The sequence below is a fragment of the Pseudarthrobacter sp. BIM B-2242 genome, assembly GCF_014764445.1.
GTDB classification, from domain to species: Bacteria; Actinomycetota; Actinomycetes; order Actinomycetales; family Micrococcaceae; genus Arthrobacter; species Arthrobacter luteus_A.
Genome location: NZ_CP061721.1, coordinates 3097860 through 3124060 on the forward strand (window position 1 = coordinate 3097860; position 26201 = coordinate 3124060).

Consider the following 26201-nt stretch of genomic DNA (forward strand, 5'->3'; position numbering starts at 1 on the left):
CTAGTCCCGGCTCCGGCGGTGTGTAAGTGGCTCCGTAAGCTTCATTGTCAGCCCGCCGTGGGACGATGAATGCATGACCATTGCTGACGCACCCGCCCGGCTGGCCGCCGCCGCGGACGCGTCGCTCCGCTGGCATCCGGACGGCCCCTACAGCCTGCAGCAGACGCTCGGCACCCTCCTGCGGGGCACCGGCGATCCGTCGTTTTCCTTCCGGCCGGACGGGCTGTGGATGGCGTTTACAACGCCGGATGGCCCTGTCACGCTGCACCTCACCGCTGCGGCGGGTTCGGGAGCGGGCGGCGTCGTCGATGGTGCCGTGGATGCCCAGGCGTGGGGCCCCGGTTCTGTTGCCGGGCTCGCGGGCGTGCCGCGGCTGCTGGGTGCCGGAGACGACTGGACAGCCTTTGATGAACCGGCCTTCCATGCCAGCCTCCCCCGTATGGTCCGTGAGGCCCGACGCCGGAACCTGGCTGTCCGCCTGCCCTCCACCGGACGCATGGTTGACTGCCTCGTGCCCACCATCCTCGAGCAAAAGGTCACCGTCATCGAAGCGCGCCGCGGCTACCGCTACCTGATGTACCGCTTTGGCTCTCCCGCGCCGGCAGCGGGCACGGCCGCTCCCGAGGGTCTCCGCGTCCAGCCCACGCCGGAGCAATGGCTGCGGATCCCCTCGTGGGAGTGGCACCAGGCCGGAGTGGGCCCGCAGCGCTCGGCGACCGTCATGCGGGCGCTGCGGTCCGCCGTCGCGCTTGAACGGCTGTCCGCCCTCCCTGCCCTGGAGGCGGCGGCAAAGCTGCAGGTCATTCCCGGCATCGGGATCTGGACCGCGGCCGAGGTGGTGCAACGGACCCACGGCTGCCCGGACTCCATCGCCGTGGGCGACTACCACCTCGCCGCCTATGTGGGCGCTGCCCTGACCGGTCGCCGGACGGACGACGCCGGGATGCTGGCGCTGCTGGAGCCGTGGAGAGGCCACCGTCAGCGCGTGGTGCGGATGATCGGACTCAGCGGCTTCCGCAAACCCACCTTCGGGCCGCGGATGACCATCCAGGACCACCGCCGGCACTGACGAATTTGTCATGGACTCGCCCCGGCAGGACGGTATAGCGTGGCGCCATGGAGGCTGCACCAGAGCCCCGGAATTCCGCATCCTCTGGAGTCACGCATGATCCACACTGACAAACTGACCAAGACCTTCGTGGTCAAGAAGGAAACGGTGGAGGCCGTCAAGGGCGTCGACATCGATGTTGCCCCCGGCGAGCTTGTGGCCTTCCTCGGCCCGAACGGTGCAGGGAAATCCACCACCCTCAGAATGCTGACCACACTGCTCAGACCCACCTCCGGCTCGGCCACCGTGGCAGGCGTTGACGTCGCTGCCGACCCTGCCGGGGTGCGCGCCCGGATCGGTTACATCGGCCAGGGCAACGGCGGCGGACACAGCTTCCGGGTCATTGATGAACTGGTGATGCAGGGCCGCTTCTACGGCATGAACACCACCGATGCCACCGCCCGGGCCCAGGAACTGCTGACGTCCCTGGACCTGGCCGACCTCGCCAAGCGCACCGTGGTCAAGCTGTCCGGCGGGCAGCGCCGGCGGATGGACGTTGCCCTGGGCCTGATGCACTCGCCGCGGCTCCTCTTCCTCGACGAGCCGTCCACCGGCATGGACCCGCAGAACCGGGCCAACCTCTGGGAGCACATCATGCGGATGCGATCCGAGCACGGCACCACCATCGTGTTGACCACGCACTACATGGACGAAGCGGACCTGATGTCCGAACGCGTCATCGTGATCGACCACGGCCAGATCATCGCCGACGACACCGCAGCCAGGCTAAAGGCCAACCTGGCCGGCGACCTGCTCGCCGTCGAGGTGGCGGCGGACTCGGCCGGGAGCGTGCGCGGGCTGCTGGGGCGGGCCGCCGCGGGCGGGGAGATCAACGAAAACGTGTACGACGGCGTGGTCCGCTTCCGCCTCCGGCTCACCGAGGGCGCCCGGCTGGCGCCGGCGCTGCTGAAGGAAATGCACGACGCCGGCGCTCCCGCACAGTCACTGGAACTGAAGCCGCCCACGCTGGATGACGTGTTCCTGGAGCTCACCGGCCGCAACCTGAGGGAAGGAGCGAACCGCTGATGGCTGTCCAGAGCAGTTTTGAGAGCGTGGAAAAACCGAGCCTCGGCCAGGTTCTCCGGGATACCAAATACGTGTTCTGGCGGGAGATGCTGCTGCCGCTCCGCGACCCGTTCTCGCTGGTCTTTTCGCTGCTCCAGCCGCTTGTGTTCCTGGGGCTGTTCGGGCCGCTTTTAGGCGCGGCTGTGGGCGCACCGGCGTTCGGCGGGCAGTCCACCCTCCAGTGGTTCCTGCCCGGCGTGGTGGTGATGATCGCCCTGTTCGGCACGTCCATGACCGGTTCCAATTTGCAGTACGAGCTCATGACGGGTTCCTACGAGCGGATTCTTGCCACGCCGTTGTCCCGCTCCTCGCTGATGATCGGCCGGGCCCTGAAGGAGTGGGCTCCGCTGGTGGTGCAGGGCCTGCTCATTGCCCTGGTCTGCATCCCGTTCGGGTTCGTCTTCCATCCCCTGCACGTGCTGTTCGGCCTGGTGATCCTGGGGATCTTCGGCATCGGACTCGGCGCGCTGTCCTACGCTTTGGCGCTGGTCTCGCAGAACAAGGAGTGGATCTTCTGGGGCGTCCAGCAGACGCTGCTCTTCCCGTTGATGATCCTGTCCGGCATCATGCTGCCCATCGAGGCCGGACCGGACTGGATGAAGACGGCCAGCCTGTTCAATCCCCTGACCTACCTGGTCAACGCCGAGCGGGAACTGTTCGCCGGGAGTGTCGGGACGGACACCCTCCTGGGCCTGCTCGCCGCAGCGGCGACGGCCGCCGTCGGACCTGTAGTTGGCGTGCGGGCCATCAACCGGAACATCAGCTGACGACGGCCGGGGCAGTTCTGCCCATCCCTTTCCCCGGCGTCGTGTCATAGGCTTCCTGAGACGCAGCAACGGCATTTGGGGGAATAGTGGCAGGCATCTATGGCGCCGACGTGGTCCAGCTCCGGGCACTCGGCAAACAACTCAGCACCTCGTCCGCGAGGCTGATGTCAACTCAGAGTGCCCTATCCCGGCAAGTGCGCGGCTCCACACCGTGGAAAGGTTCCGACGCCGACCGCTTCCGCCGCGACTGGGAAGGGACACACAGCGCCCTGTTGGCGAAAGTCGTGGAGGCCCTTGCCGCCGCCGGCAAGGCCGTGGCCCTACACACAGACGAGCAGGATAAGGCCAGCGGCGCCGGCAGCAGCCAAGGCGGCGCTGTGCACGGCACAGCCGGGAGCGCCGGCCGGAACGCCGGAACCTTCGACGGGCTATTCGACCGACCGGATCATTCGGTTCCCCGCCACCCGGACAAAGGACACGCGGACCTCAGCGGTGAAGAACTGAAGAAGCTGCAGGACCTTGTCCGGGACGCCGGAGATAACAACGACTTCTTCGAGGGGAACGACAGGGACGTCAATGAACTCCGCGATGCCCTTGCTGCCCTGAAACCTGCCCAGCTGGACCAATTCCTCAAGACGCTGTCGGACAACGAGTTAAGAAAGTTGGCCGAGGGGTCCGCCTCGGACGGCAAAGGTCTGTTCAACCGGGAGGGCACCACGCCCTTCGAGAGACACCAACTGCTGGACCAGCTGCTGTCCAAGGCCTCCGCCGAACAGGTGGACCGCCTGACGGGCCTGATCCCGTGGGCGCAGCCAAACGGCGAATCCATGGGTGACGCTGCCCGGCCGGGAGGTGCCAAAGGAAGCACAACGAATGACTGGCTGGAACCTACTGCGCCCGTGATCGGCCTGCACCCCGGCAAGGACGACATCCGCCAGACGGGATACGGCGACTGCGTGGTTCTGTCCGCTGCCGGCGCCATGATTAACGCGGACTCAGAGTGGGCCCGCAACCACGTGACCGACAACGGAAACGGCACTGTCTCCGTCAAGCTGTTCGATTCCCAAGGCCAGGAACAGTGGGTGACCGTGACCACCGATCTACCGGCCAACGAGGCCGGAGACCAAAAGGGCGCCCTGCCCGGTGACAATGGGAATTGGCCTGCCTACATTGAAAAGGCCCTCGCGCAGGTGTACACGGAAGATGACGCCCGGGACGGCACACCTCCAGGTGCTCCGCCCGACATTGCCCATGGACCCGGCAACTACAAGGCCATCGAAGGAAACTGGGGACCCGACGCCTTCAAGTACCTGGCGGGGCCGGACGTCGAACAGACGGAAGATGCTGAAAGCCTCTGGAAAGCAGCCGAGGAAGGACGTCCTGCCCTGGTAACCACTCTTGGTGATCTGCCCGACGGCGCACCGATGGGATACTTCACCGGTCATGCCTACTTTGTGACAGGTCAGGACGAGCAGGGAAACCTCCTTCTGCAAAACCCTTGGAGTCAGCACTACCCCATCCTGTCCATCACCAAAGAGCAGTTTGAACAGCAGTACCAGAACGCATCGGTGGCAGGCTGATGCGTCTGCTCCGACAGGCAGCCATGCCGGCGGCCGTGACGCTCGCGCTGCTCACCATCAGCTCATGTAGCGCCGGCCCCCAGGCAGAACCGACCACCCCTCCCACCTCACAGGAGTCCACCGTGACCACCAGCAGCTGCACCGGATCCGGTGCGTACCGGATTGTCCCGTCGATAAATGGATCCACACCACCGCTCCCGCACTCGGGGCAGGGCAGGGAGTTTACGCCGCGCATTGGGCTGGCCGGAACCAAGGTGGACGCGATGCCCCCGACGGCAAACATTTCCATCGCCGCCGACGCCCCTGACCCGGCGCCCGTGTTCTACGACGGCATGGAAGTGGGCTCCGAGGCCACACACAACGGCTACACCATCAAAGTGACCTCGATCTGCGACAAGGAAGTTCTTTTCGATCTCGTGTCGCAGCCGAAGTAAGTTGTAGCGGCCCTGGTTCGAACAGGAAACGGCGGGTCAAAGCCCGAGGCGGGCCACGGCTTCCTCGCGCATCTCCACCTTGCGGATCTTCCCGGAGACAGTCATCGGGAAGCTTTCGCGGACGTCCACATAGCGCGGGATTTTGTAGTGCGCCAGTTTCCCGCGGCAGAAGTCGGCGACGGCACCCGTGTCCAGTGGTTCCGCCCCGGGTTTGAGGATGATGCAGGCCATAAGTTCTTCGCCGTACGTGTCATCCGGGACGCCAATCACCTGCACGTCCTGGATGGCGGGATGGGTGAAGAGGAATTCCTCGATCTCGCGGGGGTAGATGTTTTCGCCGCCCCGGATCACCATGTCCTTGATCCGGCCTTCGATGACCACGTAGCCGTCCTGGTCCATCCGGGCGAGGTCGCCGGTGTGCATCCACCCGTCGGCGTCGATGGCTTCCGCGGTTTTGTCCGGCTGGTCCCAGTAGCCCTTCATCACGGCGTAGCCGCGGGTGCAGAGCTCGCCGATCTCTCCGCGCTCCAGGACTTCGCCCGAGCCGGGATCCACAATCTTGCTTTCCAGGTTCGGCATGGTGCGCCCCACGGTCTCGGTGCGCTGCCGCATGGTGTCACCGTTCCGGGTCATGGTGGACACCGGCGAGGTCTCGGTCATGCCGTAGCAGATGGCCACATCCACCATGTGCATCTCCGCAATGACCCGGTTCATGACCTCGACGGGGCACACGGATCCGGCCATGACCCCGGTGCGGAGCGTGGAAAGGTCGTAGGACGGGAAGTCCGGCAGAGCCAGCTCGGCGATGAACATGGTGGGCACACCGTACAGGGATGTCCCGCCGAAGTCCTGGACGGCCTCCAGCGCAGCCGCCGGGGTGAAGCCGCGGCCGGGAATGATGGTGGCGGCGCCATGGCTGAGGGCAGCCAGGTTCCCGATCACCATCCCGAAGCAATGGTAGAACGGCACCGGAATCACCACCCGGTCGTGCTCGGTATAGCCCAGCAGTTCGCCGATGGAGTAGCCGTTGTTCAGGATGTTGTGGTGCGTCAGCGTTGCGCCCTTGGGGAACCCGGTGGTCCCGGACGTGTACTGCAGATTGATGGGATCGTGCGGGTCCAGTTCCGCCATCCGCGCCTTCAGGCCGGAATGCCCGACGGCGTCAGCCCGCTTGAGCAGCTCGGCGTACGTCAGCTCTTGATCGCTTTGGGGGTCGCCGGCGTCGAGCCCTTCCACCAAGTGGTCCGGCAGGAAGACCAGCTCCTGAAGGTCCGGGCAGCCGGCCAGCGCCTGCCGGGCCATGCCCACATAATCGCTGTTCCGGTCTGACGGTGCGGCCACCAGCACCCGCATCCTGTTCTGCCTCACCACGGATTCCAATTCGTGGCTGCGGTAGGCGGGGTTCACGTTCACAAGGATGGCCCCGGCCTTGGCAGTGGCGTACTGCAGGAGGGTCCATTCGGCGCAGTTCGGGCTCCAGATGCCCACACGGTCCCCCTTGGCAACACCGGAGGCGAGGAGCGCACGCGCCAGGCGATCGACGTCGTCGTTCATCTTGGTGTAGCTCCAGCGGCGGGCGTCCCCGCCCGGCACTGCCGCCGCCTCGATCAGCGCGTCGTGGAAGGGAAACTCTGCTGCCACCCGCTCAAAATTCTCGCCGATGGTCTCTTCGAGTAGCGGAACGTCAGTGTCCCCGGCTGTGTAAGCGCGCATGGTGGCACGCTACCAACTGGCCCCCGGCAATGAAAGCACAAGAGCAGCGCAACAGGAGGGTGTCCGCGCGTAAACCGGACGGGCCAGCGGCGTGCGGCCCGGTATTGTGAAATCCATGAGTGCACCCATCGACCTGCAGGCAACGTTCATCCCCAACGACGGCGAGTTCTTCCGCGTGAAGCTCGCCCTGGAAATCGCCATCGACGAGGTGGTGAACGAGCCCGGCTGCATCCGCTACGAGCTGACCGAAGCCACCGAGGAGAAGCTGGTCCTCACCGAGCAGTGGGCGTCCGAGGAAGACCTCGAGAAGCACTCCAAAGGCATCGCTGTGCAGGACCTCAACGAATCGCTGAGCGCGCTGCTGGCCGAGCCCGTGAAGGTCGAGCGCATCTAACCCTCGTCTTAACCATCGATTGCTCCGTAACTGCCGTTTTGAACGATCAAAAAGGCACCTACGGAGCAATCGATGTTTAAGGGGCTATGCTCCGGGGATCTGCGTGCCGTCCTGGGGTCCGGAAGTCTTTGCACCGGCCGGGGATCCTGCTGCGGCTTCCGCCTGCGAGCGCGCCACGTGGGCGTGGACCTCGTCCATGTCCAGGGCCTTGACGGCGTCCACAACCTGCTCCAGCTGCTGGGCGTTCAGGGCACCGGGCTGGGAGAAGACCAGGACTTTTTCGCGGAAGGCCATCAGCGTGGGGATGGACGTGATGCCGGCCTCGGCGGCGAGCTGCTGTTCGGCCTCGGTGTCCACCTTCGTGAACAGGACGTCGGAGTGCTTCTCCGACACGGCGCTGTACGTGGGCCCGAACTGCTTGCAGGGGCCGCACCATTCAGCCCAGAAGTCCACCAGGACAATGTCGTTGCCTTCGATGGTCGATGCGAACTGTTCACCTGTGATGTCTACGGTTGCCATGATGTCAACGGTACGCGAGGCCCGGGCGGATGTCCCGGCCGCGAAGGCCCTGTTCGCTGCCCGCGTCATCGGGAATAACCGCTGCGGTGCCGTGTACAGCGGGCGGCACGGGGCCTAACGTAGGGGCATCAGCCGCTGACTGCCGCACACAGGAGGGACTATGGCCCAGGCTATTTCCACCAGGTCCCTTACCAAGAAATTCGGTCACCGCGAGGTGCTCCACGGGGTTGATTTCGTTGTCGAGAGTGGCTCCGTGTTCGGCGTGATCGGCCCGAACGGCGCCGGCAAGACCACCACCATGCGCTGCCTGCTGGACATCATCCGCCCCACGTCCGGTGAGGTCCGCGTCCTGGGCAAGGACCCGCGGCTGGGAGGCCCGAAGCTTCGACGCAGGATCGGCTATCTGCCCGGCGAACTGTTCCTTGAGGGCCGCGTGACCGGCCGGAAACTGCTCTCCCACTATGAGGCCATCTCCGGCCCGGTGCCTCCGGGCCGGATCGACGCGCTGGCCGAACGGCTGGGACTGGACCTCGACAGGCACACCCGCAAGCTGTCCAAGGGCAACAAGCAGAAACTCGGCCTGGTCCAGGCCTTTATGCACCATCCCGAGCTTCTGGTCCTCGATGAGCCCACCAGCGGGCTGGATCCGCTGGTCCAGCAGGAATTCCATGCCATGGTGCGCGAAGCACAGCACCAGGGGCAGACCATTTTCCTCAGTTCCCATGTGCTCAGCGAAGTCCAGCAGACGGCGGACACCGTGGCCATCCTCCGCGACGGCCGGATCATCGCGGTGGAGTCCGTCAGCGGGCTCCGGGAAGGCGCGGTCCGGCACCTGCGGTTGACGGCGAACGGCATCACAGCGCACGACGCCGGTGCGCTGCTGCGTGGGGTACCCGGCGTCGGGCACGTGGAGGTACTGGAGTCCAACGGCACCCTCACCCTGTCCGCCACGCTGGAGGGTGCCATCCAGCCGCTGGTCAAGGCCTTGGCGACGCTGCAGTTGAAGGATCTGGTCCTGGAGGAGCCCGACCTTGAGGAATCGGTGCTGCAGATGTATTCGATGCCCGGAGATTCGCGTTCCAAGGAGGCCCGGTGAGCACCGCCCTGCCGCTGTTTCGCCGTGCGTTCTTCGACAGCTGGCGCTCCACGCTCGCCTGGGCGGCCGGGATGGCTGCTGCCGTGTTCCTGTACCTGCCGCTGTACCCGTCCATCGGCGGGAGCGCGCAGATGGAGGACCTGATGAACGCCCTCCCGGCCGAGATGACCAAGGCACTGAACTACGACCAGATCGCCACCGGCCCGGGCTATACCCAGGCGACGCTCTTTGGCCTGCTCGGGTTCGTCCTGATGACCATCGCCTCGGTGGGATGGGGTGCTGCGGCGGTGGGCGGCGACGAGGAGTCCGGCCAGCTTGAGCTCACCCTCGCCCACGGCGTGACCCGCGTGCAGGTGGTACTGGAACGCGCACTGTCCCTGGTATTGAGAGTGGTCCTGCTCGCTGCGCTGGTCTTTGTACTGGTCCGGGCGCTGAACGATTCTGCCCTGCTGGATATCGTGCCGGAGAACCTCTTCGGCGCAGCGGTGCTCTTCGCCGGGCTGGCGCTGCTGACCGGAACCGCAGCACTGTGCGGCGGTGCCGTGTCCGGCCGGCGGACCTACGGTCTTGCGGCGGGTGCGGGCGTGGGCGTTCTGGGGTATGTCTTCAACGCCGTCGGCAGGCAGAGCCCGGATGTCGAGTGGCTGCTGAACCTGAGCCCGTACCACTGGGCGTACGGGAACTCGCCGGTGGCCAACGGTGCCGACTGGGCTGCGGCGGGGTGGATCTGGGGCATCTCGGCGGCCTTGGTGGCTGTGGCGGCCTTCGCTGTAGACAGGCGCGACGTCGGCGCCTGAGTTGTGCAGGCCGGTCGCGGGGATCGCGCGCGCTGGGACGTCAGACCGTGGCGTCCCACAGGTGCGGCGCGGGGGTCCGGCTGCCCGGCAGGGCGTTGGTCTCCCGCCATTCGTGGATCCACTCCGGGAGCACCAGATCGGCAGGCGGGTTGCCGAACTCCCGCAGGATCTCCTCCTGGCTGACAGGCTTGCCCTTGTTGACCAGGCGGGTGGCGATGTAGGCACGGGCGTAGATCTCGCCGTCGGACACCATGCGCTGCTCAAAGTAGATGGCCTTTGCGTCCAGGCCAATGATCTTCGTTTCGATGGTGTACTGCTGCCACAGCTGCAGCGACTTCCGGAAGGCGATTGTCTCCCCCGCCGCCACCGGACTCCAGCCCCGCCGGCGCATTCTTTTCCAGACGCCGCTGCGGACCATAAGGTCGAACCGGCCCAGGTCCATCAGGGAGAAGTACATGCCGTTGTTGACGTGCATGGCGATGTCGATGTCCGTGGGCAGGACCCGCAGCGGCAGGGACGAGGTGTCCCAGATGGTCAGCGGGGAACGGCGGGTGGATGTGAACAGCATCAGGAGTGTGCGCAGAAGCAGGTGCATCCCATCATGTTACCCGTCGGTAACTTTGTGGCAAGCCCGAGTATTTGGAAGCCGCGTAGGATGTGGAAAATGACGCAACAACGCTACCGGGATCTTGCCGAGTGGCCGCTGATGGGGACGGCACTGGTGTTCCTGGCGGCCTACGCGTGGCAGGTGGTGGGCCGCGTTGAGAGCAGCGGCGCGGGATGGCTTGAGACGGTGATGTGGCTGACCTGGGGGATCTTCGCGCTGGATTACGCGGCCAATCTGTGGCTCGCGGAAGACCGCCGCCGCTGGTTTCTTTGGAACCTGCACGAGCTCCTCATCGTGGCGCTCCCGTTCTTCCGCCCGCTCAGGCTCCTGCGGCTGGTGACCCTGCTCTCCGTGCTGCACCGCACTGTCGGGGAGACCCTCCGCGGCCGCGTGGTCACGTATGTGGCCGGCTCAGCTGCACTCCTGGTTTTTGTCGGGGCGCTGGCGGTGCTGGACGTTGAACAGTCAGCGCCCGACGCCAAGATCCTGACGTTCGGTGACGCTGTGTGGTGGGCCGTCACCACCATCACGACCGTGGGTTACGGCGACATGTACCCCGTGACGCCCATTGGCCGCATGGTGGCAGCGGCCCTCATGATGAGCGGCATAGCCGTGCTGGGCGTGGTCACAGCGTCCATCGCCTCCTGGCTGGTCCAGCGCGTAGAAGAATCCACCGAGGCTGCCGCGGAGTCCGCCGAGGAACCGGTCCGGGCCGAGCTGGCTGACCTGGTGTCGGAGATCGCAGCACTGCGGCGCGAGCTGGCCGAGCTGGCCGAGCTCAAGGATCCCCGTTCCTCCTGACAACAGGCCGCCGCCAGATTAGGTAGCCAGAACGAATAGTTGGGTATCCCTTATTCGTGCATTCGGAGCATTGGAAGACTCATACTTGGATTCCCTGGGGGTGTACAAGTGCAGGCGCATCTTCCAAAGCTGGGTCGATGATGCCGCTCCATAAGGGAAATCCGTATTTTCTGGGTATACGGGCCCATCGTGCGAGCGCAGTGCTGGCTTCAACCAGCCACCGCGCTCGCGTCAATCTTTGATCCGTCCAGCATCCGGAGACAGTGGCACCGCCGCAACAACCCTCTTGCCGGGCCGACCCACGATGGGCCCCAGCCATGGAACAGTCGCCTCTCAACACATCCGAATCCCCGCACCGACTCACCCCAGGCCGTAAACCAGTCAACAACAAGCTGTGGGCAGGCATGGCGAGCGCCGTCGTGGTCGCCTCCGTCACCGTTGCATCATTGGCAGGACCCATAGCTACAACCCCCGGAGCACCTGCCCCGGCGGGTGCCATTACGACGGCGGACCCGGCAATTGTGCGCGTGGCCCGGCCGCTCGCCCCGGCACTGTTGGATGACCCTTACCTGGGCGCGGTCCAGGCAGGCGCTGCCGATGCCGCCGCAGTTCCACCTCCAGCGGCCCCGCCGGCTGAGGCACCGCCGGCTCCTGAAGCGCCACCGGCGGCCGACACCAATCTCTACACCGTTGTGTCCGGTGACACTGTAGGGTCGATCGCGGCCAGGCATGGCGTGGATATGAACGCGATGCTTGCCGCCAACGGCCTTGGCGGTTACAGCACCATCGTTCCCGGCCAGGTCCTCAAGCTGACGGGTCCGGCCGTCGCAGCCCCGGCGCCGGTGCCGGTGCCTGCGGCCGCGCCAGTGGCGGCCGCCGCTCCTGCCCCTGCGCCGGCTCCCGTGGTGCCGGCCGCGCCGCCTGTCCGGACGATCTACGTTGCGGGCGCCGGCGGCCAGTCCATGGTGGACGCCTGCATCGGCCCGATCCATTACACGCCCAATGACGGCTATTCGCTGTTCATCACCGAACACGACTTCTGTGGCGGCTGGGCGCGGTTCTCCGGCATCGCCGTGGGTGAAACTGTCAGTATCCCCGGCTATGGCACGTACACGGCAACGGCGAGGGGCCAGGTACCCAATCCCGGCACCACGAACGACGTCATCCGGGTCTTTGGCGGTTTCCCACGGGCGATCCTGCAGACCTGCATCCCCGGGACCAGCCAGATGTTGCTGATCGCCCTGAACTGAGCATCCCGCGCCACGACGCCGGCGCTGGAACGACGCCCGCCCTGGAACGGGGGCGAAGTGGAACGGGGTCGAAGCGGAACGACGGGGGCCTGGGAGCTGAACTGCTCCCAGGCCCCGTTCCTCGGCCTGTGCCCGGTTCGCGGCCATTAAGGCAGGGAGCCGCGCACAGAGCCTTTTAGTGTTAGCTAGGCCGACATGTGGTGGCGCTCGGAAATGTGCTCCACCAGTTCACCTACACGCTCCTCGGTGTAGTTGCGTGCGATGTCACCCTGACTGAGGATGCCAACCAGTTTGTGGTCGGCAATGACCGGGAGGCGCCGGACCTGGTGCCGTTCCATAATTTCGATGGCGTCATCAACACTTGCATCCGCGTCGACCCAGTGGGGTTTGCCGGAGGCGAGCTCGCGGGCCATCATCTCGCGGGGGTTGTGTCCGGCGGCGACGCACTTGAGCACAATGTCGCGGTCGGTGATCATGCCCTTCAATTTGCCGTCATCGCCGCAGATCGGCAATGATCCGCAATCCAGGTCCTGCATCATGCGTGCGGCGTCTTCGAGCGTCTGGTCTTCCTTGATACACCGCGCGTCCGTCGTCATAAATTCACGTACTGCACTCATCGGTTCTCCTTCATCGATTGGTGTATCGACGCAAGGCATCGGGGTACATGCGCCGATGCTGCCAGACTACGCCCGGCCCGGAGCACCTGTCGACGACGGTTCCTCCCCTGATTTCCCCCTCCTCCGGCAGGCCTGTCACGGCACAAATCCCAGGCTTGTTCGCACTGACCCCGCGCATTCCAGCCGGCCCCTGATCCAAGGCACAAAAAAGCCTCCGGAACCTGGTGGTTCCGGAGGCTTTTCCAAGGGTGGCAGATGAGGGATTCGAACCCCCGTAGGCGTTGCCAGCTGATTTACAGTCAGCCCCCTTTGGCCGCTCGGGTAATCTGCCGAACTTCAAAAGAAGTACCCGCTGATGCAGTCTGTGGAACGTCCGTTTCCGGGCCGTTCCGCTTCCAGTAACCGCGGGCAAGACAACTTTACAGAACTTCTGCCGAAGAATCGAATCGAGCCTCCTCGCCATCGAAAATGGGCTCAAAACCCCTGCAAATCCGGGGAAAACAAAGGAATCAGACGTCGCCGAGAATACGGCCCGCCAACCGTGCCTCGAACTTCAGGGCCTGCTCCTCGGTGATCTGGTTCAGCTCGACCGCCCGCTTCAGGTCCTCGCTGATGCCATTCATCCGGGCAGACGCGTCCGGTACGGGGCTGAAGATGATGGAGCCTGCCAGGGCTGCAGCGGCGACTGAGGTGGCAGCGGTGGCAACTGCCCCGGCGGCAGCGGCGGTGGTTCGGGTGACGTAACGGACGGCGTTGTTCTGCATTGCTTCCCTTTCGTACTTCTTCCAACTGGTTCAACTCTTCCCCGTCCGGCTTCGTTCCCGCAGTGCGTCCGCTAGGAGGGAACTGTGAATCGCGCGCCGGCGCCGCGGTACCCTCACAGCCGATCCGTATTAGGCTGGAATGCAGAGATCCACGCCCTGCAGAGGCATTTCAGGGCATCCATCAGCACAAAGGAGAGTCATGGCAGGCGAGTCAACGTTCGATGTCGTAAGCAAAGTGGACAAGCAGGAAGTAGCCAACGCGCTGCACCAGGCGCAGAAGGAACTTGTCCAGCGCTACGACTTCAAGGGTGTAGGCGCCGAGGTCGATTTCAGCGGCGAGAAGATCCTGATGAAGGCCAACTCCGAGGAACGCGTCCTGGCTGTGCTGGACGTGCTCCAGTCCAAGCTGATCCGCCGGGGCATCTCGCTGAAGTCCCTGGACACCGGCGAGCCGTTCGCCTCCGGCAAGGAGTTCCGCCTGGAAGCCACCATCAAGGAAGGCATCGAGCAGGATCTGGCCAAGAAGATCAACAAGCTGATCCGCGACGAAGGGCCGAAGGGCGTCAAGTCACAGATCCAGGGCGACGAACTCCGTGTCTCGTCCAAGTCCCGCGATGACCTGCAGTCCGTGATGGCACTGCTGAAGGACTTTGACGAGGCCGACCTGCAGTTCGTCAACTTCCGCAGCTAGCACACAGCCAGGACACGGAAACGGGCCGGGGACACCTGAACTTAGGTGTCCCCGGCCCGTTTGTGCGTCCTGAGCCCGGACCGGTGTCCTCAACGCGGACGACGGCGGCACCGGGTTACCGGGGAATGTCACCGCAGCGGCCGGCCCGCCATCCGCTCCAGCCGGGCAATGCGTTCCCGCATGGGCGGATGGGTGGCAAACAGTTTGGTCATGGCGCCGCCGCGGAAGGGGTTGGCGATCATCAGGTGCGAGGTATTGACCAGCTTCTGGTCCTGCGGCAGCGGCGCAATCCGCACCCCTTGCTCGATCTTGTTCAGGGCTGAGGCGAGCGCCAGCGGATCGCCCGTGAGCTGCGACCCATCCTCGTCGGCGTCGTACTCCCTGGTCCTTGAGATGGCGAGCTGGATCAGCGAGGCGGCAAAGGGCGCCAGCAGCGCCATGGCAATCATGGCCAGCGGGTTCGAATTGCGCCTGTCGCCACCAAAGAACAGCAGCATCTGGCCCACCGAGGTAATCACCCCGGCCACAGCGGCTGCCACCGAGGATGTCAGGATGTCCCGGTTGTAGACGTGCATCAGCTCGTGACCCAGGACGCCGCGGAGCTCCCGGGCATCGAGCAGTTGGAGGATCCCTTCGGTGCAGCAGACTGCCGCATTTTTGGGGTTCCGACCTGTTGCGAACGCGTTCGGATTCATGGTTGGCAAGAGGTAGATCCGCGGCATCGGCTGGTTGGCCCGGACCGAGAGCTCCCGGACAATCTGGTAGAGCTGCGGCGCCTGCGCTTCCGTGACAGGGTAGGCAGCCATGGAGCGGATGGCGATCTTGTCGCTGTTCCAGTAGCCGTACGCCGTGGTGGCCACGCCCACCAGCGCCATGATCCAGATAGGAGCCGAGCTGCGGGTGTTGAGCCCGATCAGGCCGCCCAGCCCCAGCAGCACGGCCCACAGCACACCGAACAGCGCCGCAGTTTTCAGTCCGTTGTAATGCCTGTGCATGTCCGCTCCTCCATGTCACCCCGGCGGGGCCGTCCCAACGGGCAAGGCCTACGGCACCGGGTTATGGGCATCGTACTTCCGGAAGCCCGGCTGCAGCTGCGCGGCCAACCAGGCCACCAGCACGCACAACGCCCCGCCCAGGAGCAGGACCCAGCCCTCACTCAAAATCTTAGTCCCGCCGCCCGCCAGCAGGTCCCCCACCCGGGGTCCGCCGGCCACCACCACAATGAAGACGCCCTGCAGCCGTCCGCGCAGGTGGTCAGGGGTGGCGGCCTGCAGGATGGTGTGGCGGAAGACGGCGCTGATGGAGTCCGCGATGCCGGCCAAGGCACAGCACAAAGCTGCCGGCAGCAACCAAAGGGTGGCTCCGCCGTCGTCCGTCCGGCCTGCAAGGAGCACCACCAGACCGAACCCCGCAATGGACGCGCCCCACCCCATCACCGACCACACCACCGCGCTCCCCTGCCACCGGACCCGGCCCAGCGGTCCGGAGAACAGGCCGGCGAGGAAGGCGCCCACGGCGGTGGACGCCAGCAGGATGCCCACCGTAGCTTCACCGCCGCCGATCATCAGCGCACCGATGGCCGGCATCAGTGCCCGCGGCTGGGCGAGGATCATCGCAATGAGGTCGATAATGAAAGTCATCCGCAGGTTGGGCCGGGTGCCCAGGAACCGGAACCCTTCGATGACAGACCGTAGGCCCGCCCGGCCGGCTTTCCCCGAGGGCGGGACCGACGGCAGCCGGAAAATGGCCCACAGCACAAAAGCGAAGCAGATGAAATCAATGGTGTAGGTCCAGCCGAAGCCCACCCAGGCCACCAGAACCCCTGCCAGCAACGGGCCCACCGTCATGGCCAGTCCGAACGACATCATGCTGAGCGCGTTAGCTGCAGGAAGCATTTCCTTCCGGATCAGGGTTGGGATGATGGCACTTCGGGCAGGCTGGTTAATGGACTGGGCGCCGCTCTGCAGTGCCACCAGAAGGTACAGGACCCAGACGTTTCCCAGCTGCAGCCAGGATTGGAGCGCGATCATGCCTGTCGTGAGCCACAGGACGGAGGTGGCCGTGAGCGCCACCGTCCGGCGGTTGTGGGCATCGGCGATGGACCCGCCGAGCAGGCCGCCGAACACCAGCGGCACCAGCGCGAAGACGCCCAGCAGGCCCACGTAGAAGCTGTCCTGCGTCAGCCGGTAAACCTCCAGGCTGACGGCCACCAGCGTCAACTGGCTGCCGACGGCGGCCACAGCGGACCCCAGCCAGAGCCGGCGGAAGGCAGGGCTCTCCCGCAGCGGCGTGATGTCAGCGAGTAATTTCCCCACCCCGCAACCCTAATGTGGACAGGCCCGTCCGGAATGTCCCCCACGCTTGGTATCCTCAGGCGGGGAAGGGAGTGGCTCATGAGTATGTCCAGGCGGCTTCTTTACGCATCGGAGATCTGGGAGGTTGTCCGGCCGCGGACCGCACTGACCCCCGGCCATGTGCTCATCCGGCTCACCAACCCTGCCATCGCCTTTGACCTGCGTTCCGCCGCAGACTGGCTGCTCTGCCATGAAGCCGCACGTCAGGCCCTCGCCGGTCTACTGGGTGCCACGCGCTGCACGGTGGTGTTTGCGCACCAGTGGCACCCCATCGGAGCAGCCATCGGCGAGCCTGAAGTGGAATCTTCCACACCCACTTTCCATCTGTTCGGGCGTTGGGACGGCGAGCCGGTCACCCCTGGCGAACAGCTGCTGCTTCCCACCCAGCGACGCGTGCCCACCGCTGAGGACAAGCTCGAAATGTACGACGGCGGCCTCCGCGCCGCCCTGCGGCGCTCGGCTGAGGAGCGATCAGGAGAGTCCTCCCCGCCAGCGGAGGGCCCGTTGCCCGGGATTGTCGCGGTTCCACCCCCGGTGATGGCCGGACCCCACCATACGGTCCTGTCCCCTGCGCCCCTTTCCCCGGCGGCGGAGGACGCCGGGCTCACGCCCGGACACCTGCTGGCACTGGCCGCCTCGCTGCAGGGACTCACGGAACGCCGCGGGGTGACCGGCATCAGTTGCGTGGTGCCGGATCCGGGCCCGGGACGGCTGGAGGTCCACGCCTTGGGCCGGTCGGCGGGCGAATCCGTCAATCCACTGCAGGAATTCCTCGCGTTACCCAAAGTTAGCCAAGCCTTATTGTGATGAACTCATAATAAGTGCTTGAATAGAGGCATGACGGAACACTCTGACGGCCACGAAGCATGGGCTGCCGCCCTGCGCGCCCACGGCCGCCGCGTGACTAAGCAGCGGCTCGCCGTGCTGGCCGCCGTCGAACACCACCCGCATTCACCGGCGGAAAGCATCCTGACTGCGGCCCGCGCCGAGCTCCCGGAGCTCACCGCACAGTCGGTCTACGTGGTCCTGGGGGACCTGACGGACCTGCACATGCTGCGCCGCTTCGAGCCCCCGCACTCCCCCGCCCTGTACGAGACGCGCGTCGGTGACAACCACCACCACGCCATCTGCATCAGCTGCGGCCGCGTGGAAGACGTTGAATGCGCCGTCGGGCACGCCCCCTGCCTCACCCCGCACTGGGATGAGAATGCGAAGCCTATGACCATCCAGATCGCGGACGTCATGTACCAGGGCATCTGCCAGGACTGCCAGCAGTCCCAAAAACTTCCTTCCGAACGTAACCAAGTAATAGAGAAATAGGAGAACAATGACTGCCATTTCAACCACCCAGTCAGGTGCCCCCGTCACGTCCGACGCGCACTCCCAGTCAGTTGGTGCCGACGGTGCCATCATCCTGACTGACCACTACCTGATCGAGAAGCTCGCGCAGTTCAACCGCGAGCGCGTGCCGGAGCGCGTAGTGCACGCCAAGGGCGGCGGCGCTTTCGGTACGTTCAAGACCACCTCGGACGTTTCCAAGTACACCAAGGCAGCCTTCCTGCAGCCGGGCGTTGACACGGACATGCTGATCCGTTTCTCCTCCGTCGCCGGCGAGAGCGGCTCCCCTGACACGTGGCGCGATCCCCGCGGCTTCGCAGTCAAGTTCTACACCTCCGAGGGCAACTACGACCTCGTGGGCAACAACACCCCCGTCTTCTTCATCCGCGACGGCATCAAGTTCCCGGACTTCATCCACTCCCAGAAGCGCCTGCCGGGTACCCACCTGCGCGATGCCGACATGCAGTGGGATTTCTGGACCCTGTCCCCCGAATCCGCACACCAGGTCACCTGGCTGATGGGTGACCGCGGCCTGCCGGCTTCCTGGCGGGAGATGCAGGGCTACGGCTCGCACACCTACCAGTGGATCAACGCCGAGGGCGAGCGCTTCTGGGTCAAGTACCACTTCAAGTCCAACCAGGGCGTCAAGGCCATGACCGGCGATCAGGCCGAGGAACTGGCCGGCTCGGACGCTGACTTCTACATCCGCGACCTGCAGGAAAACATCGCCGAGGGCAACTTCCCGTCCTGGGAACTGCACGTCCAGGTCATGCCCTACGAGGATGCCAAGACCTACCGCTTCAACCCGTTCGACCTCACCAAGGTGTGGCCGCACGCTGACTACCCGCTGATCCACGTGGGCACCATGGAGCTGAACAAGAACCCGGAGAACTACTTCGCGCAGATCGAGCAGGCCACCTTCGCGCCGTCGAACTTCGTGCCGGGCATCGCCGCTTCGCCGGACAAGATGCTGCAGGCCCGCATCTTCTCCTACGCCGACGCACACCGCTACCGTGTGGGCACCAACCACGCCCAGATCCCGGTGAACCAGCCCAAGAGCCAGGTCAACAACTACAGCCAGGACGGCGCCGGGCGTTTCCACTTCAACGCTCCCTCCGTTCCGGTGTACGCACCGAACTCCGTGGGCGGCCCCGCGGCTGTTGAGCCGGCATCCCCGGCCGGCGGCTGGGAGAACGACGGCGAGCTGACGCTCTCCGCGCACTCCCTCCGTTCCGAGGACGGCGACTTCGTCCAGGCCGGCACACTGTACCGTGAAGTGTTCGACGACGGCGCCAAGGCCCGCCTGCTCGATACCATCACCGGTGCCGTGGGCGGCGTGAAGACCCCTGAAATCAAGGAACGCGCCATCCAGTACTGGACCAACGTTGACGCCGACCTCGGCGCCAAGCTGCGCGCCAACCTGGGCGCCGGTGTCACCGCTTCTGACGCTGAGGCTGCCAACAAGGTGGGCTAATTCCCCCTTGCGGCCCTGAGCGAGCACGCAAAACACCCCGCCGCGGACTCCTCCGTGGCGGGGTGTTTTGATTGGTGCAGTGAGGGCTAGGCGGCGTCCGTATGGCCCGGGCGGGTGGCTGGTGTTGTGACTGCCGCCGCGGGGCGGTGGCCCTTCTTGGCCAGCTGGATCTGTTCGTAGACGTGGTGGCGGAGCTCGGTGAAGCGGGGCAGGGACCGGGTCTCCAGCTGGTCGCGGTCCACCGGGAGGTCGATCACGATGTCCTCCTGGATCACGGTGGGCGAGGACGACAGGATGATGACGCGTTCGCCGAGGTAGACGGACTCGTCGATATCGTGGGTCACGAACAGCACCGTCACCCCGAACTTCTTCCAGATGGCGCGGATCAGGTCCTCCAGGTCGGCACGGGTCTGGGCGTCCACGGCGGCAAAGGGCTCGTCCATCAGGAGCACCTCAGGCTGGTACGCGATGGCGCGGGCGATCGCCACGCGCTGCTGCATGCCGCCGGAGAGCTGCCAGGGGTAGGACCGGGGGACGTGGGACAGGCCCACGGCCTCGAGTGCCTCGTCCACAAGCCTGTCCCGTTCCCCCTTGGGCACACCCTGGTTTTTCAGCGGCAGTTCCACGTTCTCGCGGACGCGCATCCAGGGGAACAGGGACCGGCCGTATTCCTGGAAGACCACGGCCATCTTCTTCGGCGGCCCGGACACGCGCTTCCCGTCCAGCATGACCTCCCCTTCGGTGGGGGCCATCAGCCCGGAGATGCATTTCAGGAGGGTGGTCTTGCCGGAACCGGACGGGCCCACGAGGCAGGCCAGTTCTCCGGCGCGAAGGTCGAAGGTCAGGTTGCGCACCGCCTCGATGTCGCCGCCGTCGGTCTGGTACACCTTCTTCAGTCCGCGGACGGAGAGCATCGCCTCCGGCAGCGTCTTTCCGGACGAAGCCGGGGTTGCGTCAGGCTGCATTTTCTACCTCTTTCTGGCCGTGGTACCAGCGCAGGATGTTCCGCTCGGCCCACTGGAAGATGAACGACATGGCCACGCCCAGGAGGCCGAGCACCACAATGCCGGACCACATTTCCGGGATGGCGAAGGACCGCTGGAACTGGACGATGGTAAAGCCAAGCCCCGATGACGAGGCGAACATTTCGGAGATCACCATCAGGATCAGCCCGAGGGACAGGGACTGGCGCACTCCGGCCATGATCTGCGGACTTGCCGAAGGCAGCACCAGGTACCGGACCCGGGCCCAGCCGTCGATGCCGTAGGTGTGCGCGGAATCCGAGAGCACCCCGTCGACTGCCCGGACACCTTCAATGGTGTTCAGCAGGACCGGCCAGACACAACCGGAAATGATCACCGCCACCTTCATGGAATCCGTAATGCCCATCAGCAGGATCAGAACCGGGACCAGGACAGGCGGCGGAATCGCACGGAAGAACTCCAGCGTGGGTTCCAACAACGCCCGGAGCCATTTGATGGATCCAATCAGCACACCACCGACGACGCCGATGATGATTGCCGCAACGACGCCGATCAGGAGCCGGCCGACGCTGGGCAGGACGTCGGAGAAGAAGCGGGGCCCGAACCAGACCTCGCCAAAAGTCCCGACGAGCGCGGCCGGGGTGGGGACAAAGAAGTTGACTGCCCCGAGGGTTGAGGCCCACCAAATCAGGACCAGCAGCACCGGCAGGGCCAGGATGTAGCCGAGAGTCTTGAGCGCATTCACACGATCACCTCGGAACGGACGGAGGAATGCCAGGACAGCGTTTTCTTCTCGATGAAGCGCATCAGGACATTGATCAGCACTCCTATCAGGCCGGTGGCCAACACCAGGGCATACATGCCAGAGATGGCGCCGCCGGACTGGGCCAGGGCGATTTCACGGCCAAGGCCAGGTGAACCGATCACAAGTTCGGCCGTGATGGCCAAGACCAGCGCCACCGTGGCGGCAAGCCGGACGCCCGTCATCAGGTAGGGCAGTGCTGTTGGGAAGACGACGTAGCGGATCCGCGCCATCCTGCCCAGGCCGTAGGTCTTCGCGGTGTTGTTTGCGACCATATCGACGTCGGCCACGCCGTAGAGGACCTGGATCAGGACCTGCCAGAACGCGGCATAGGTAATCAGCATCAGCGACGATTCAATCTTTACCCCGAAGAGCAGCACCGCCAGCGGGATCAGCGCAACCGACGGGATGGGGCGCAGGAATTCCACCGTGGAGTTCGTGGCCTTCCGCAGGAAGTCGCTGGAGCCGATGACAAATCCCAGCAGCACGGCCAAGGTGACGGCGATGACCAGTCCCAGGAACCAGGCCATCATGGTTTCGCCGACCGCGATCCAGAATGCTGTCAGGCCGAAATCCCGCAGCAGCGCGAGGATAACTTCGCTGGCCGGCGGGAGGAAGCGTTCATTGATGATGCCCAACCGTGGAATAAGTTCCCACGTGCCCAGGAATCCTACGATCCCGGCCAGGCCCAGCAGCTGTTTTGCCGGCAGCCTGCGGACCGGCCTGCGGTCCCGCCCCACAGTGGAGTCGGGACCGCCGGAGGTTGGAGCGTCTGTACTCACGGCAGGAGGTCGCCGGCGTTCGGTGCCTTGGTCAGCGTGCCGTACTTTGCCGCGGCATCGCCGAGGGTCTTGAAGGCGTCCTGATTAAATTCGACGCGGTAGCGCGGCAGGAGCATCTTGGCGCGGGTGGCCTCGTCGATCTTGGTGTAAGTGCCCACGATGTCGCGGACCTCCTGGGGATGTTCCTGGGCGTACTCAAGGGACTTGTTCATGGCACGGGTGAACTTCTCGGTGAGCTCAGCCTTGCCTGTGATGGTGTCCGCTTTGGTGAAGTAGCCCGCGATGTCCAGTTCCGGGCTCATCTCCACGAAGTTCGAGGAGACGATGGTGCCGCCCTCGTCCACAGCCTTCGAGAGGAAGGGCTCCAGGATCCACGCTGCATCCACCTGCTTGTTGGCCAGAGCCGCCGGGGCGTCCGGGAAGGCCACCTCTACAAACTTCACGCTGTTGGGGTCGCCGCCGTCTTTTTCGATGACCGATTTGATGGTGGTATCACCGATGTTGGAGAGGTTGTTCACCGAGACAGTTTTACCGGCCAGGTCTATGGCGGAGGCGATGCTGGAGCCGGCGGGCACCACCACGCCGCCGATATCCTTGCCCTCTTCACCGGTGGTGGACGCGCCGTTGGCGACGAACTTCAGGTCAAGGCCCTTGTCCTTGGCAACCATGACGGAAATCAGGTTGGAAAACGCGAAATCGAAGCTGCCACTGACGACGCCCGGGACGATTGCCGCGCCGCCGGTGGCTGTCTGGATATCCAGCTGCAGGCCCTCATCCTTGAAAAATCCCTGTTTGTCGCCCAGGTAAATGGGTGCGCAGTCGACGATCGGGATGACGCCGACGCTGACCTTCGTCAGGTCCGTGCTTCCGGTGGCACCGGCGGTGGACGTGCCGCCTCCGGGGGCGCTCGGCGAACCGGATCCGCATGCGGATAAGCCCAGGACTGCTGCTGCGGCGAGGGCGGCGATAACTGTACGACGTTCCATGTCACTCCTTTGTGCACGGGCAAGGGAGCAACGGCACTCCCAAGCCGACGCTGTCCGCATTCGGAACAGACGTTCAAGTGAAAGCTTCTGCCACCGGACGTTGAAGCGTCAACCAGATCCGCCCATCGTTACCCTCATGATACGTATGCAACCGCATGGTGGACAGGGGTACGCATTTGGCTGCATCCCGGGCTTTCCGGTACGTCTTCCCCGGCGCTGTCCACATACGCGCGATTGTCTCTGGCTGGAGTCAACTCCGGTACCTAGGATCGCAGCATGAGTACATTCGAGGGGATCCCCGCGGGGGCTTTTGAGTTCTATGCCGAGCTGGAGCACAACAACAACCGGGAGTGGTGGCTGGAGCACAAGGACAGCTACAACGCCCTGGTCCGGGACCCTGTCACGGCGCTGCTGGCCGAGCTGGAACCGCGGTTCGGGCCGGGCAGGATTTTCCGGCCCAACAGGGATATCAGGTTTTCGCAGGACAAGTCGCCGTACAAGACGGCCCAGGGTGCCTTCGCATCGGCCCAGGAGGGCGTGGGCTACTACCTGCAGATCAGCGCTGACGGGCTGTTGGTCGGCGGGGGCTACCATTCCCACACCCCTGCCCAGCTGGCACGGTTCCGGAATTCCGTGGATGCTTCCGGTACAGGTGAGTCGCTGCGGCACATCGTGGACAGCGTGACCGCAGCGGGCTTTGCAGTTGAGGGGGAGAAACTCAAGACCGTGCCGCGCGGGTACGACCGGGACCATCCACGGGGCGAGCTGCTCAAGTACAAGTCACTTTCGGGCGGCATCGAATTGGGCCGGCCGGAGTGGGTTGAGACACCGGACGCCGTCCGGAAGATCGCCGGAATGTGGGACCAGCTCCGGCCCCTGGTGGAGTGGGTAGGCCGCCACGCCGCGCCCTGAATCCGTCTACCGAACGCCTTCGCGCCCAGGCTCTTGTTCGGCGGCCGCCAGCCGGTATTCGAGATTATTGAAAAACACCGTCAGCATCAGTTCAAAAGCCTGGGTTGCCGCCTCCGGCTGGTTCATCACAACAAAATCGAACTGCAGCCCATAGAAGGTCGATGTGAAAAGCCGTGCATCGGTATCAGCAAACTGCTCGGCAACGCCCTGGACCATTAGCCAGTCACGGGTTTTGTGGTGCAGCAGTCGGAAGTGCTCCTGGGCCGTCCCCCGCGGTTCTGCGGCCACAATGTCCTGTGCCGTCGCTTCGAACTCCAGCCGGGCAAGGTGCCGGTTCCGTTGCGCCATGGTCCATTGCCAGGACTCAAGCAGATAGGACCGCCAGGCCTCCGTGCTGATCTCGCGAACATCCGTACTGCGCATGCTGTCGAGCCGGGACTCGATGGAACGGATGACCTCGGTGATCAGCTGTTCGCGGTTGCCGAAGTGGTAAACCAGCACGTAAGTGCTGATTCCCAGCCCTTCGGCGAGGGAGCGGAACGTCAGTTCGGCCAGCGTTTTGTCCATTAGGTAGTCAAGGATCGCGCTTAGCAGCTCTGCTTTGCGCTCCGGTTTTGCGGGGCGGGCCATGCAGCTAACGATATAGCGTGTTCCAACACCAAAGGCACCCGGCCGCCTGGCGGCGGGCGGATGCCTCTGGTGTTGTTACAGGCCGTTGCGGGCCGCGTTCATCTCTGCGGCGCAGCCGTCCTGATTACCGGCGGGTGAGCGTCCCGTCCCCGGCGTCGGCCCGGGCGGAGGAATTTCCGCCGTCCACGGCGGACCTGGCCGCGGCGAACTTCTCGTTCAGGCGAGAGTGTTTCTGGCCGTAGGCGAAGTAGATGATGATGCCGATCACCAGCCAGCCGGCGAAGAAGATCCAGGTCTCCACCGCCAGGTTGGTCATCAGGTACAGGCACAGCACTGCGGACACGATGGGCAGGACCTTGCCGAAGGGAACCTGGAAGGACGGCTTCAGGTCGGGCCGCTTCTTCCGCAGCACCAGGATGCCCAGGCTGACCATCACGAATGCAGACAGGGTACCGATGTTGATCATTTCTTCAAGCAGATCCACGTTGGTCAGGCCTGCCACAAGTGCCACGGCAGCACCGCAAATGATCTGGAGGCGGACCGGCGTCGAACGCTTGTCGCTGGTCTTGGACAGGGCCCGCGGCAGCAGACCGTCGCGGCTCATCGCCAGCACCACACGTGAAAGTCCCATCAGCAGCACCATGATGACCGTGGTGAGGCCGATCAAGGAACCGAACGCGATGACCTTGGCGGCGGTGGTGTTTCCCACAGCCTCGAACGCGGTGGTGAGGGTGGGGTTCTCCGCTGCGGCGAGATCGGTGTAGGACACCATGCCGGTCAGCGCGAGGGACACCAGGATATAAAGGACGGTCACAACGGCGAGGCCGCCGAAGATGCCGCGCGGCAGCGTCTTCTGCGGGTTTTTCACTTCCTCCGCGGAGGTGGCCACAACGTCGAACCCGATGAAGGCAAAGAACACGAGGGCGGCACCGGCGAAAACGCCGAGCGTGCCGTACTGGGCCGGCGCCGCGCCGGTGAGGAAGCCGAAGAAGGACTGCTTCAGGACATCGGCGGCACCGCCTGAGGTGGGCTCGGCGGCGGGCACGAACGGAGTGTAGTTCTCGAATTTGACGTAGGTGAAGCCCACCACGATCACAAACAGGACAACGCCGATCTTGATCAGCGTGAACACGTTACCCACCCGGGCCGAAAGCTTGGTGCCAAGCACCAGCAGGACGGTGAAGATGGCAACGATCAGGAAGGCACCCCAGTAGAGGTCGACGCCGCCGATGGACAACGCCGGCGGAACGTCGGCCCCCATCAGTGCGAAGACGTTACTGAGGTAGATGCCCCAGTACTTGGCGATTACTGCCGCCGCGGTGAACAGTTCCAGGATCAGGTTCCAGCCGATGATCCACGCGAGCAGTTCGCCCATGGTGGCGTAGGTAAAGACATAGGCTGACCCGGCGACCGGAATGGCGGTGGCAAACTCGGCGTAGCACATGATCGCCAGGGCGCAGGTCACGGCGGCGATCAGGAACGAGACCGTCACCGCCGGGCCGGCGAAGTTGGCAGCGGCCTTGGCGCCGACTGAGAAGATACCGGCGCCGACGGCGACGGCGACACCCATGATCATCAGGTCCCAGGTGCTGAGTGAACGCTTGAGCTTGCGTCCGGGTTCATCGGCGTCAGCGATGGACTGCTCAATGGATTTGGTCCGGAGAAGGTTCATAAGGAGTTCCACAATCCTGATTGTGTTGGAAACAGACTTATCAACTTTACCGTCCATCCACTGGA

Annotated in this window: 28 protein-coding genes and 1 tRNA gene; 15 read left to right on the forward strand and 14 right to left on the reverse strand. The window is 64.7% G+C overall.

Annotated elements, in window-relative coordinates; genetic code table 11:
• The first annotated feature begins 73 nt into the window (after nucleotides 1–73).
• The 5 genes from IDT60_RS14255 to IDT60_RS14275 all read left to right on the forward strand — a co-directional run bounded on the left by IDT60_RS14255 (nucleotide 74) and on the right by IDT60_RS14275 (nucleotide 4954).
• Nucleotides 74–1069, forward strand: coding sequence for a DNA-3-methyladenine glycosylase (locus IDT60_RS14255; protein WP_191079520.1), 996 nt, complete (start codon nucleotides 74–76; stop codon nucleotides 1067–1069).
• A gap of 96 nt (nucleotides 1070–1165) precedes the next feature.
• On the forward strand, nucleotides 1166–2134 hold the full coding sequence (locus IDT60_RS14260) for an ATP-binding cassette domain-containing protein (protein WP_191079521.1): 969 nt from the start codon (nucleotides 1166–1168) through the stop codon (nucleotides 2132–2134).
• Nucleotides 2134–2940 carry an ABC transporter permease gene (locus IDT60_RS14265; protein ID WP_191079522.1) on the forward strand — a complete coding sequence of 269 codons (807 nt, stop codon included), beginning with the start codon at nucleotides 2134–2136 and terminating at the stop codon, nucleotides 2938–2940. Before IDT60_RS14260 ends, IDT60_RS14265 begins: the two co-directional genes overlap by 1 nt.
• Nucleotides 2941–3026: 86 nt before the next feature.
• Complete coding sequence (locus IDT60_RS14270) at nucleotides 3027–4520, forward strand: hypothetical protein (RefSeq protein WP_191079523.1); 1494 nt, start codon at nucleotides 3027–3029, stop codon at nucleotides 4518–4520.
• Nucleotides 4520–4954 carry a hypothetical protein gene (locus IDT60_RS14275; protein ID WP_191079524.1) on the forward strand — a complete coding sequence of 145 codons (435 nt, stop codon included), beginning with the start codon at nucleotides 4520–4522 and terminating at the stop codon, nucleotides 4952–4954. Before IDT60_RS14270 ends, IDT60_RS14275 begins: the two co-directional genes overlap by 1 nt.
• Nucleotides 4955–4990: 36 nt before the next feature.
• Here the strand turns inward: IDT60_RS14275 and IDT60_RS14280 are convergent, their stop codons facing one another.
• On the reverse strand, nucleotides 4991–6667 hold the full coding sequence (locus IDT60_RS14280; RefSeq protein WP_191079525.1) for an AMP-binding protein: 1677 nt from the start codon (nucleotides 6665–6667) through the stop codon (nucleotides 4991–4993).
• Nucleotides 6668–6782: 115 nt separating this feature from the next.
• On the opposite strand from IDT60_RS14280, the gene IDT60_RS14285 reads away from it, so the two are divergent.
• On the forward strand, nucleotides 6783–7061 hold the full coding sequence (locus tag IDT60_RS14285; protein ID WP_164205748.1) for a putative quinol monooxygenase: 279 nt from the start codon (nucleotides 6783–6785) through the stop codon (nucleotides 7059–7061).
• A gap of 84 nt (nucleotides 7062–7145) precedes the next feature.
• Here IDT60_RS14285 and IDT60_RS14290 read toward each other — a convergent pair whose 3' ends face one another.
• Nucleotides 7146–7580, reverse strand: a complete 435-nt coding sequence (locus IDT60_RS14290) for a co-chaperone YbbN (RefSeq protein ID WP_164205745.1) — start codon at nucleotides 7578–7580, stop codon at nucleotides 7146–7148.
• Nucleotides 7581–7740: 160 nt separating this feature from the next.
• Here IDT60_RS14290 and IDT60_RS14295 point away from each other — a divergent pair, with 160 nt between their 5' ends.
• Nucleotides 7741–8676, forward strand: coding sequence for an ABC transporter ATP-binding protein (locus tag IDT60_RS14295; RefSeq protein WP_191079526.1), 936 nt, complete (start codon nucleotides 7741–7743; stop codon nucleotides 8674–8676).
• The gene (locus tag IDT60_RS14300) at nucleotides 8673–9473 is read left to right on the forward strand and encodes an ABC transporter permease subunit (protein ID WP_191079527.1); all 801 of its coding nucleotides are present in this window, start codon (nucleotides 8673–8675) and stop codon (nucleotides 9471–9473) included. Before IDT60_RS14295 ends, IDT60_RS14300 begins: the two co-directional genes overlap by 4 nt.
• 40 nt (nucleotides 9474–9513) lie before the next feature.
• Here IDT60_RS14300 and IDT60_RS14305 read toward each other — a convergent pair whose 3' ends face one another.
• On the reverse strand, nucleotides 9514–10068 hold the full coding sequence (locus IDT60_RS14305; RefSeq protein WP_164205738.1) for a thioesterase family protein: 555 nt from the start codon (nucleotides 10066–10068) through the stop codon (nucleotides 9514–9516).
• Between the two features lie 69 nt (nucleotides 10069–10137).
• Between IDT60_RS14305 and IDT60_RS14310 the strand changes: the two genes are divergently transcribed.
• Nucleotides 10138–10881: a potassium channel family protein gene (locus IDT60_RS14310; protein WP_191079528.1), complete on the forward strand. Its 744-nt coding sequence runs from the start codon at nucleotides 10138–10140 to the stop codon at nucleotides 10879–10881.
• Nucleotides 10882–11198: 317 nt separating this feature from the next.
• Nucleotides 11199–12131, forward strand: coding sequence for a LysM domain-containing protein (locus IDT60_RS14315; protein ID WP_191079529.1), 933 nt, complete (start codon nucleotides 11199–11201; stop codon nucleotides 12129–12131).
• 185 nt (nucleotides 12132–12316) lie between these two features.
• Here the strand turns inward: IDT60_RS14315 and IDT60_RS14320 are convergent, their stop codons facing one another.
• The 3 genes from IDT60_RS14320 to IDT60_RS14330 all read right to left on the reverse strand — a co-directional run bounded on the left by IDT60_RS14320 (nucleotide 12317) and on the right by IDT60_RS14330 (nucleotide 13512).
• Nucleotides 12317–12748: a CBS domain-containing protein gene (locus IDT60_RS14320; protein ID WP_164205732.1), complete on the reverse strand. Its 432-nt coding sequence runs from the start codon at nucleotides 12746–12748 to the stop codon at nucleotides 12317–12319.
• Nucleotides 12749–12997: 249 nt separating this feature from the next.
• Nucleotides 12998–13079, reverse strand: a tRNA-Tyr gene (locus tag IDT60_RS14325).
• Between the two features lie 178 nt (nucleotides 13080–13257).
• Entirely contained in the window at nucleotides 13258–13512 is a 255-nt protein-coding gene (locus IDT60_RS14330) for a hypothetical protein (RefSeq protein WP_191079530.1), read from the reverse strand.
• Nucleotides 13513–13711: 199 nt separating this feature from the next.
• On the opposite strand from IDT60_RS14330, the gene IDT60_RS14335 reads away from it, so the two are divergent.
• Nucleotides 13712–14203: a YajQ family cyclic di-GMP-binding protein gene (locus IDT60_RS14335; RefSeq protein WP_164205727.1), complete on the forward strand. Its 492-nt coding sequence runs from the start codon at nucleotides 13712–13714 to the stop codon at nucleotides 14201–14203.
• A 128-nt stretch (nucleotides 14204–14331) separates the two neighbouring features.
• On the opposite strand, the gene htpX is transcribed toward IDT60_RS14335, so the two are convergent.
• Nucleotides 14332–15198, reverse strand: coding sequence for a zinc metalloprotease HtpX (gene htpX, locus IDT60_RS14340; RefSeq protein WP_191079531.1), 867 nt, complete (start codon nucleotides 15196–15198; stop codon nucleotides 14332–14334).
• Nucleotides 15199–15246: 48 nt separating this feature from the next.
• Nucleotides 15247–16518, reverse strand: a complete 1272-nt coding sequence (locus IDT60_RS14345) for an MFS transporter (protein ID WP_191079532.1) — start codon at nucleotides 16516–16518, stop codon at nucleotides 15247–15249.
• Between the two features lie 78 nt (nucleotides 16519–16596).
• Between IDT60_RS14345 and IDT60_RS14350 the strand changes: the two genes are divergently transcribed.
• Genes IDT60_RS14350 through IDT60_RS14360 form a run of 3 tightly spaced genes read left to right on the forward strand, consistent with a single transcriptional unit; the run spans nucleotide 16597 to nucleotide 19369 of the window.
• Nucleotides 16597–17364: a hypothetical protein gene (locus IDT60_RS14350; RefSeq protein ID WP_191079533.1), complete on the forward strand. Its 768-nt coding sequence runs from the start codon at nucleotides 16597–16599 to the stop codon at nucleotides 17362–17364.
• A gap of 30 nt (nucleotides 17365–17394) precedes the next feature.
• Nucleotides 17395–17877, forward strand: coding sequence for a Fur family transcriptional regulator (locus tag IDT60_RS14355; protein WP_191079534.1), 483 nt, complete (start codon nucleotides 17395–17397; stop codon nucleotides 17875–17877).
• Nucleotides 17878–17884: 7 nt separating this feature from the next.
• Nucleotides 17885–19369, forward strand: a complete 1485-nt coding sequence (locus IDT60_RS14360; protein WP_164205717.1) for a catalase — start codon at nucleotides 17885–17887, stop codon at nucleotides 19367–19369.
• An 86-nt stretch (nucleotides 19370–19455) separates the two neighbouring features.
• Here the strand turns inward: IDT60_RS14360 and IDT60_RS14365 are convergent, their stop codons facing one another.
• Genes IDT60_RS14365 through IDT60_RS14380 form a run of 4 tightly spaced genes read right to left on the reverse strand, consistent with a single transcriptional unit; the run spans nucleotide 19456 to nucleotide 22922 of the window.
• Nucleotides 19456–20334 carry an ABC transporter ATP-binding protein gene (locus tag IDT60_RS14365; protein ID WP_191079535.1) on the reverse strand — a complete coding sequence of 293 codons (879 nt, stop codon included), beginning with the start codon at nucleotides 20332–20334 and terminating at the stop codon, nucleotides 19456–19458.
• Nucleotides 20324–21097, reverse strand: a complete 774-nt coding sequence (locus IDT60_RS14370) for an ABC transporter permease (protein WP_191079536.1) — start codon at nucleotides 21095–21097, stop codon at nucleotides 20324–20326. Before IDT60_RS14370 ends, IDT60_RS14365 begins: the two co-directional genes overlap by 11 nt.
• On the reverse strand, nucleotides 21094–21894 hold the full coding sequence (locus IDT60_RS14375) for an ABC transporter permease (RefSeq protein WP_223883987.1): 801 nt from the start codon (nucleotides 21892–21894) through the stop codon (nucleotides 21094–21096). The genes IDT60_RS14370 and IDT60_RS14375 overlap by 4 nt, the downstream gene beginning before the upstream one ends.
• 38 nt (nucleotides 21895–21932) lie before the next feature.
• Nucleotides 21933–22922 carry an ABC transporter substrate-binding protein gene (locus tag IDT60_RS14380; RefSeq protein WP_191079537.1) on the reverse strand — a complete coding sequence of 330 codons (990 nt, stop codon included), beginning with the start codon at nucleotides 22920–22922 and terminating at the stop codon, nucleotides 21933–21935.
• Nucleotides 22923–23198: 276 nt separating this feature from the next.
• Between IDT60_RS14380 and IDT60_RS14385 the strand changes: the two genes are divergently transcribed.
• Nucleotides 23199–23834 carry a DUF2461 domain-containing protein gene (locus IDT60_RS14385; protein WP_191079538.1) on the forward strand — a complete coding sequence of 212 codons (636 nt, stop codon included), beginning with the start codon at nucleotides 23199–23201 and terminating at the stop codon, nucleotides 23832–23834.
• A 6-nt stretch (nucleotides 23835–23840) separates the two neighbouring features.
• Here IDT60_RS14385 and IDT60_RS14390 read toward each other — a convergent pair whose 3' ends face one another.
• Both IDT60_RS14390 and IDT60_RS14395 read right to left on the reverse strand, forming a co-directional pair.
• Complete coding sequence (locus tag IDT60_RS14390; protein ID WP_191079539.1) at nucleotides 23841–24464, reverse strand: TetR/AcrR family transcriptional regulator; 624 nt, start codon at nucleotides 24462–24464, stop codon at nucleotides 23841–23843.
• 124 nt (nucleotides 24465–24588) lie between these two features.
• Nucleotides 24589–26136: an amino acid permease gene (locus tag IDT60_RS14395; RefSeq protein ID WP_164206834.1), complete on the reverse strand. Its 1548-nt coding sequence runs from the start codon at nucleotides 26134–26136 to the stop codon at nucleotides 24589–24591.
• Nucleotides 26137–26201 lie beyond the last annotated feature (65 nt).

Excerpts from the sequence above, each read along its gene's own strand:
- IDT60_RS14280 (WP_191079525.1), bottom strand. The coding sequence starts at position 6,667 with ATGCGCGCTTACACAGCCGGGGACACTGACGTTCCGCTACTCGAAGAG.
- IDT60_RS14390 (WP_191079539.1), bottom strand. The coding sequence starts at position 24,464 with ATGGCCCGCCCCGCAAAACCGGAGCGCAAAGCAGAGCTGCTAAGCGCG.
- IDT60_RS14385 (WP_191079538.1), top strand. The coding sequence starts at position 23,199 with ATGAGTACATTCGAGGGGATCCCCGCGGGGGCTTTTGAGTTCTATGCC.
- IDT60_RS14330 (WP_191079530.1), bottom strand. The coding sequence starts at position 13,512 with ATGCAGAACAACGCCGTCCGTTACGTCACCCGAACCACCGCCGCTGCC.
- IDT60_RS14285 (WP_164205748.1), top strand. The coding sequence starts at position 6,783 with ATGAGTGCACCCATCGACCTGCAGGCAACGTTCATCCCCAACGACGGC.
- IDT60_RS14275 (WP_191079524.1), top strand. The coding sequence starts at position 4,520 with ATGCGTCTGCTCCGACAGGCAGCCATGCCGGCGGCCGTGACGCTCGCG.
- htpX (WP_191079531.1), bottom strand. The coding sequence starts at position 15,198 with ATGCACAGGCATTACAACGGACTGAAAACTGCGGCGCTGTTCGGTGTG.
- IDT60_RS14315 (WP_191079529.1), top strand. The coding sequence starts at position 11,199 with ATGGAACAGTCGCCTCTCAACACATCCGAATCCCCGCACCGACTCACC.
- IDT60_RS14355 (WP_191079534.1), top strand. The coding sequence starts at position 17,395 with ATGACGGAACACTCTGACGGCCACGAAGCATGGGCTGCCGCCCTGCGC.
- IDT60_RS14305 (WP_164205738.1), bottom strand. The coding sequence starts at position 10,068 with ATGCACCTGCTTCTGCGCACACTCCTGATGCTGTTCACATCCACCCGC.
- IDT60_RS14290 (WP_164205745.1), bottom strand. The coding sequence starts at position 7,580 with ATGGCAACCGTAGACATCACAGGTGAACAGTTCGCATCGACCATCGAA.
- IDT60_RS14295 (WP_191079526.1), top strand. The coding sequence starts at position 7,741 with ATGGCCCAGGCTATTTCCACCAGGTCCCTTACCAAGAAATTCGGTCAC.
- IDT60_RS14265 (WP_191079522.1), top strand. The coding sequence starts at position 2,134 with ATGGCTGTCCAGAGCAGTTTTGAGAGCGTGGAAAAACCGAGCCTCGGC.
- IDT60_RS14360 (WP_164205717.1), top strand. The coding sequence starts at position 17,885 with ATGACTGCCATTTCAACCACCCAGTCAGGTGCCCCCGTCACGTCCGAC.
- IDT60_RS14310 (WP_191079528.1), top strand. The coding sequence starts at position 10,138 with ATGACGCAACAACGCTACCGGGATCTTGCCGAGTGGCCGCTGATGGGG.
- IDT60_RS14260 (WP_191079521.1), top strand. The coding sequence starts at position 1,166 with ATGATCCACACTGACAAACTGACCAAGACCTTCGTGGTCAAGAAGGAA.
- IDT60_RS14320 (WP_164205732.1), bottom strand. The coding sequence starts at position 12,748 with ATGAGTGCAGTACGTGAATTTATGACGACGGACGCGCGGTGTATCAAG.
- IDT60_RS14335 (WP_164205727.1), top strand. The coding sequence starts at position 13,712 with ATGGCAGGCGAGTCAACGTTCGATGTCGTAAGCAAAGTGGACAAGCAG.
- IDT60_RS14255 (WP_191079520.1), top strand. The coding sequence starts at position 74 with ATGACCATTGCTGACGCACCCGCCCGGCTGGCCGCCGCCGCGGACGCG.
- IDT60_RS14380 (WP_191079537.1), bottom strand. The coding sequence starts at position 22,922 with ATGGAACGTCGTACAGTTATCGCCGCCCTCGCCGCAGCAGCAGTCCTG.
- IDT60_RS14365 (WP_191079535.1), bottom strand. The coding sequence starts at position 20,334 with ATGCAGCCTGACGCAACCCCGGCTTCGTCCGGAAAGACGCTGCCGGAG.
- IDT60_RS14350 (WP_191079533.1), top strand. The coding sequence starts at position 16,597 with ATGAGTATGTCCAGGCGGCTTCTTTACGCATCGGAGATCTGGGAGGTT.
- IDT60_RS14395 (WP_164206834.1), bottom strand. The coding sequence starts at position 26,136 with ATGAACCTTCTCCGGACCAAATCCATTGAGCAGTCCATCGCTGACGCC.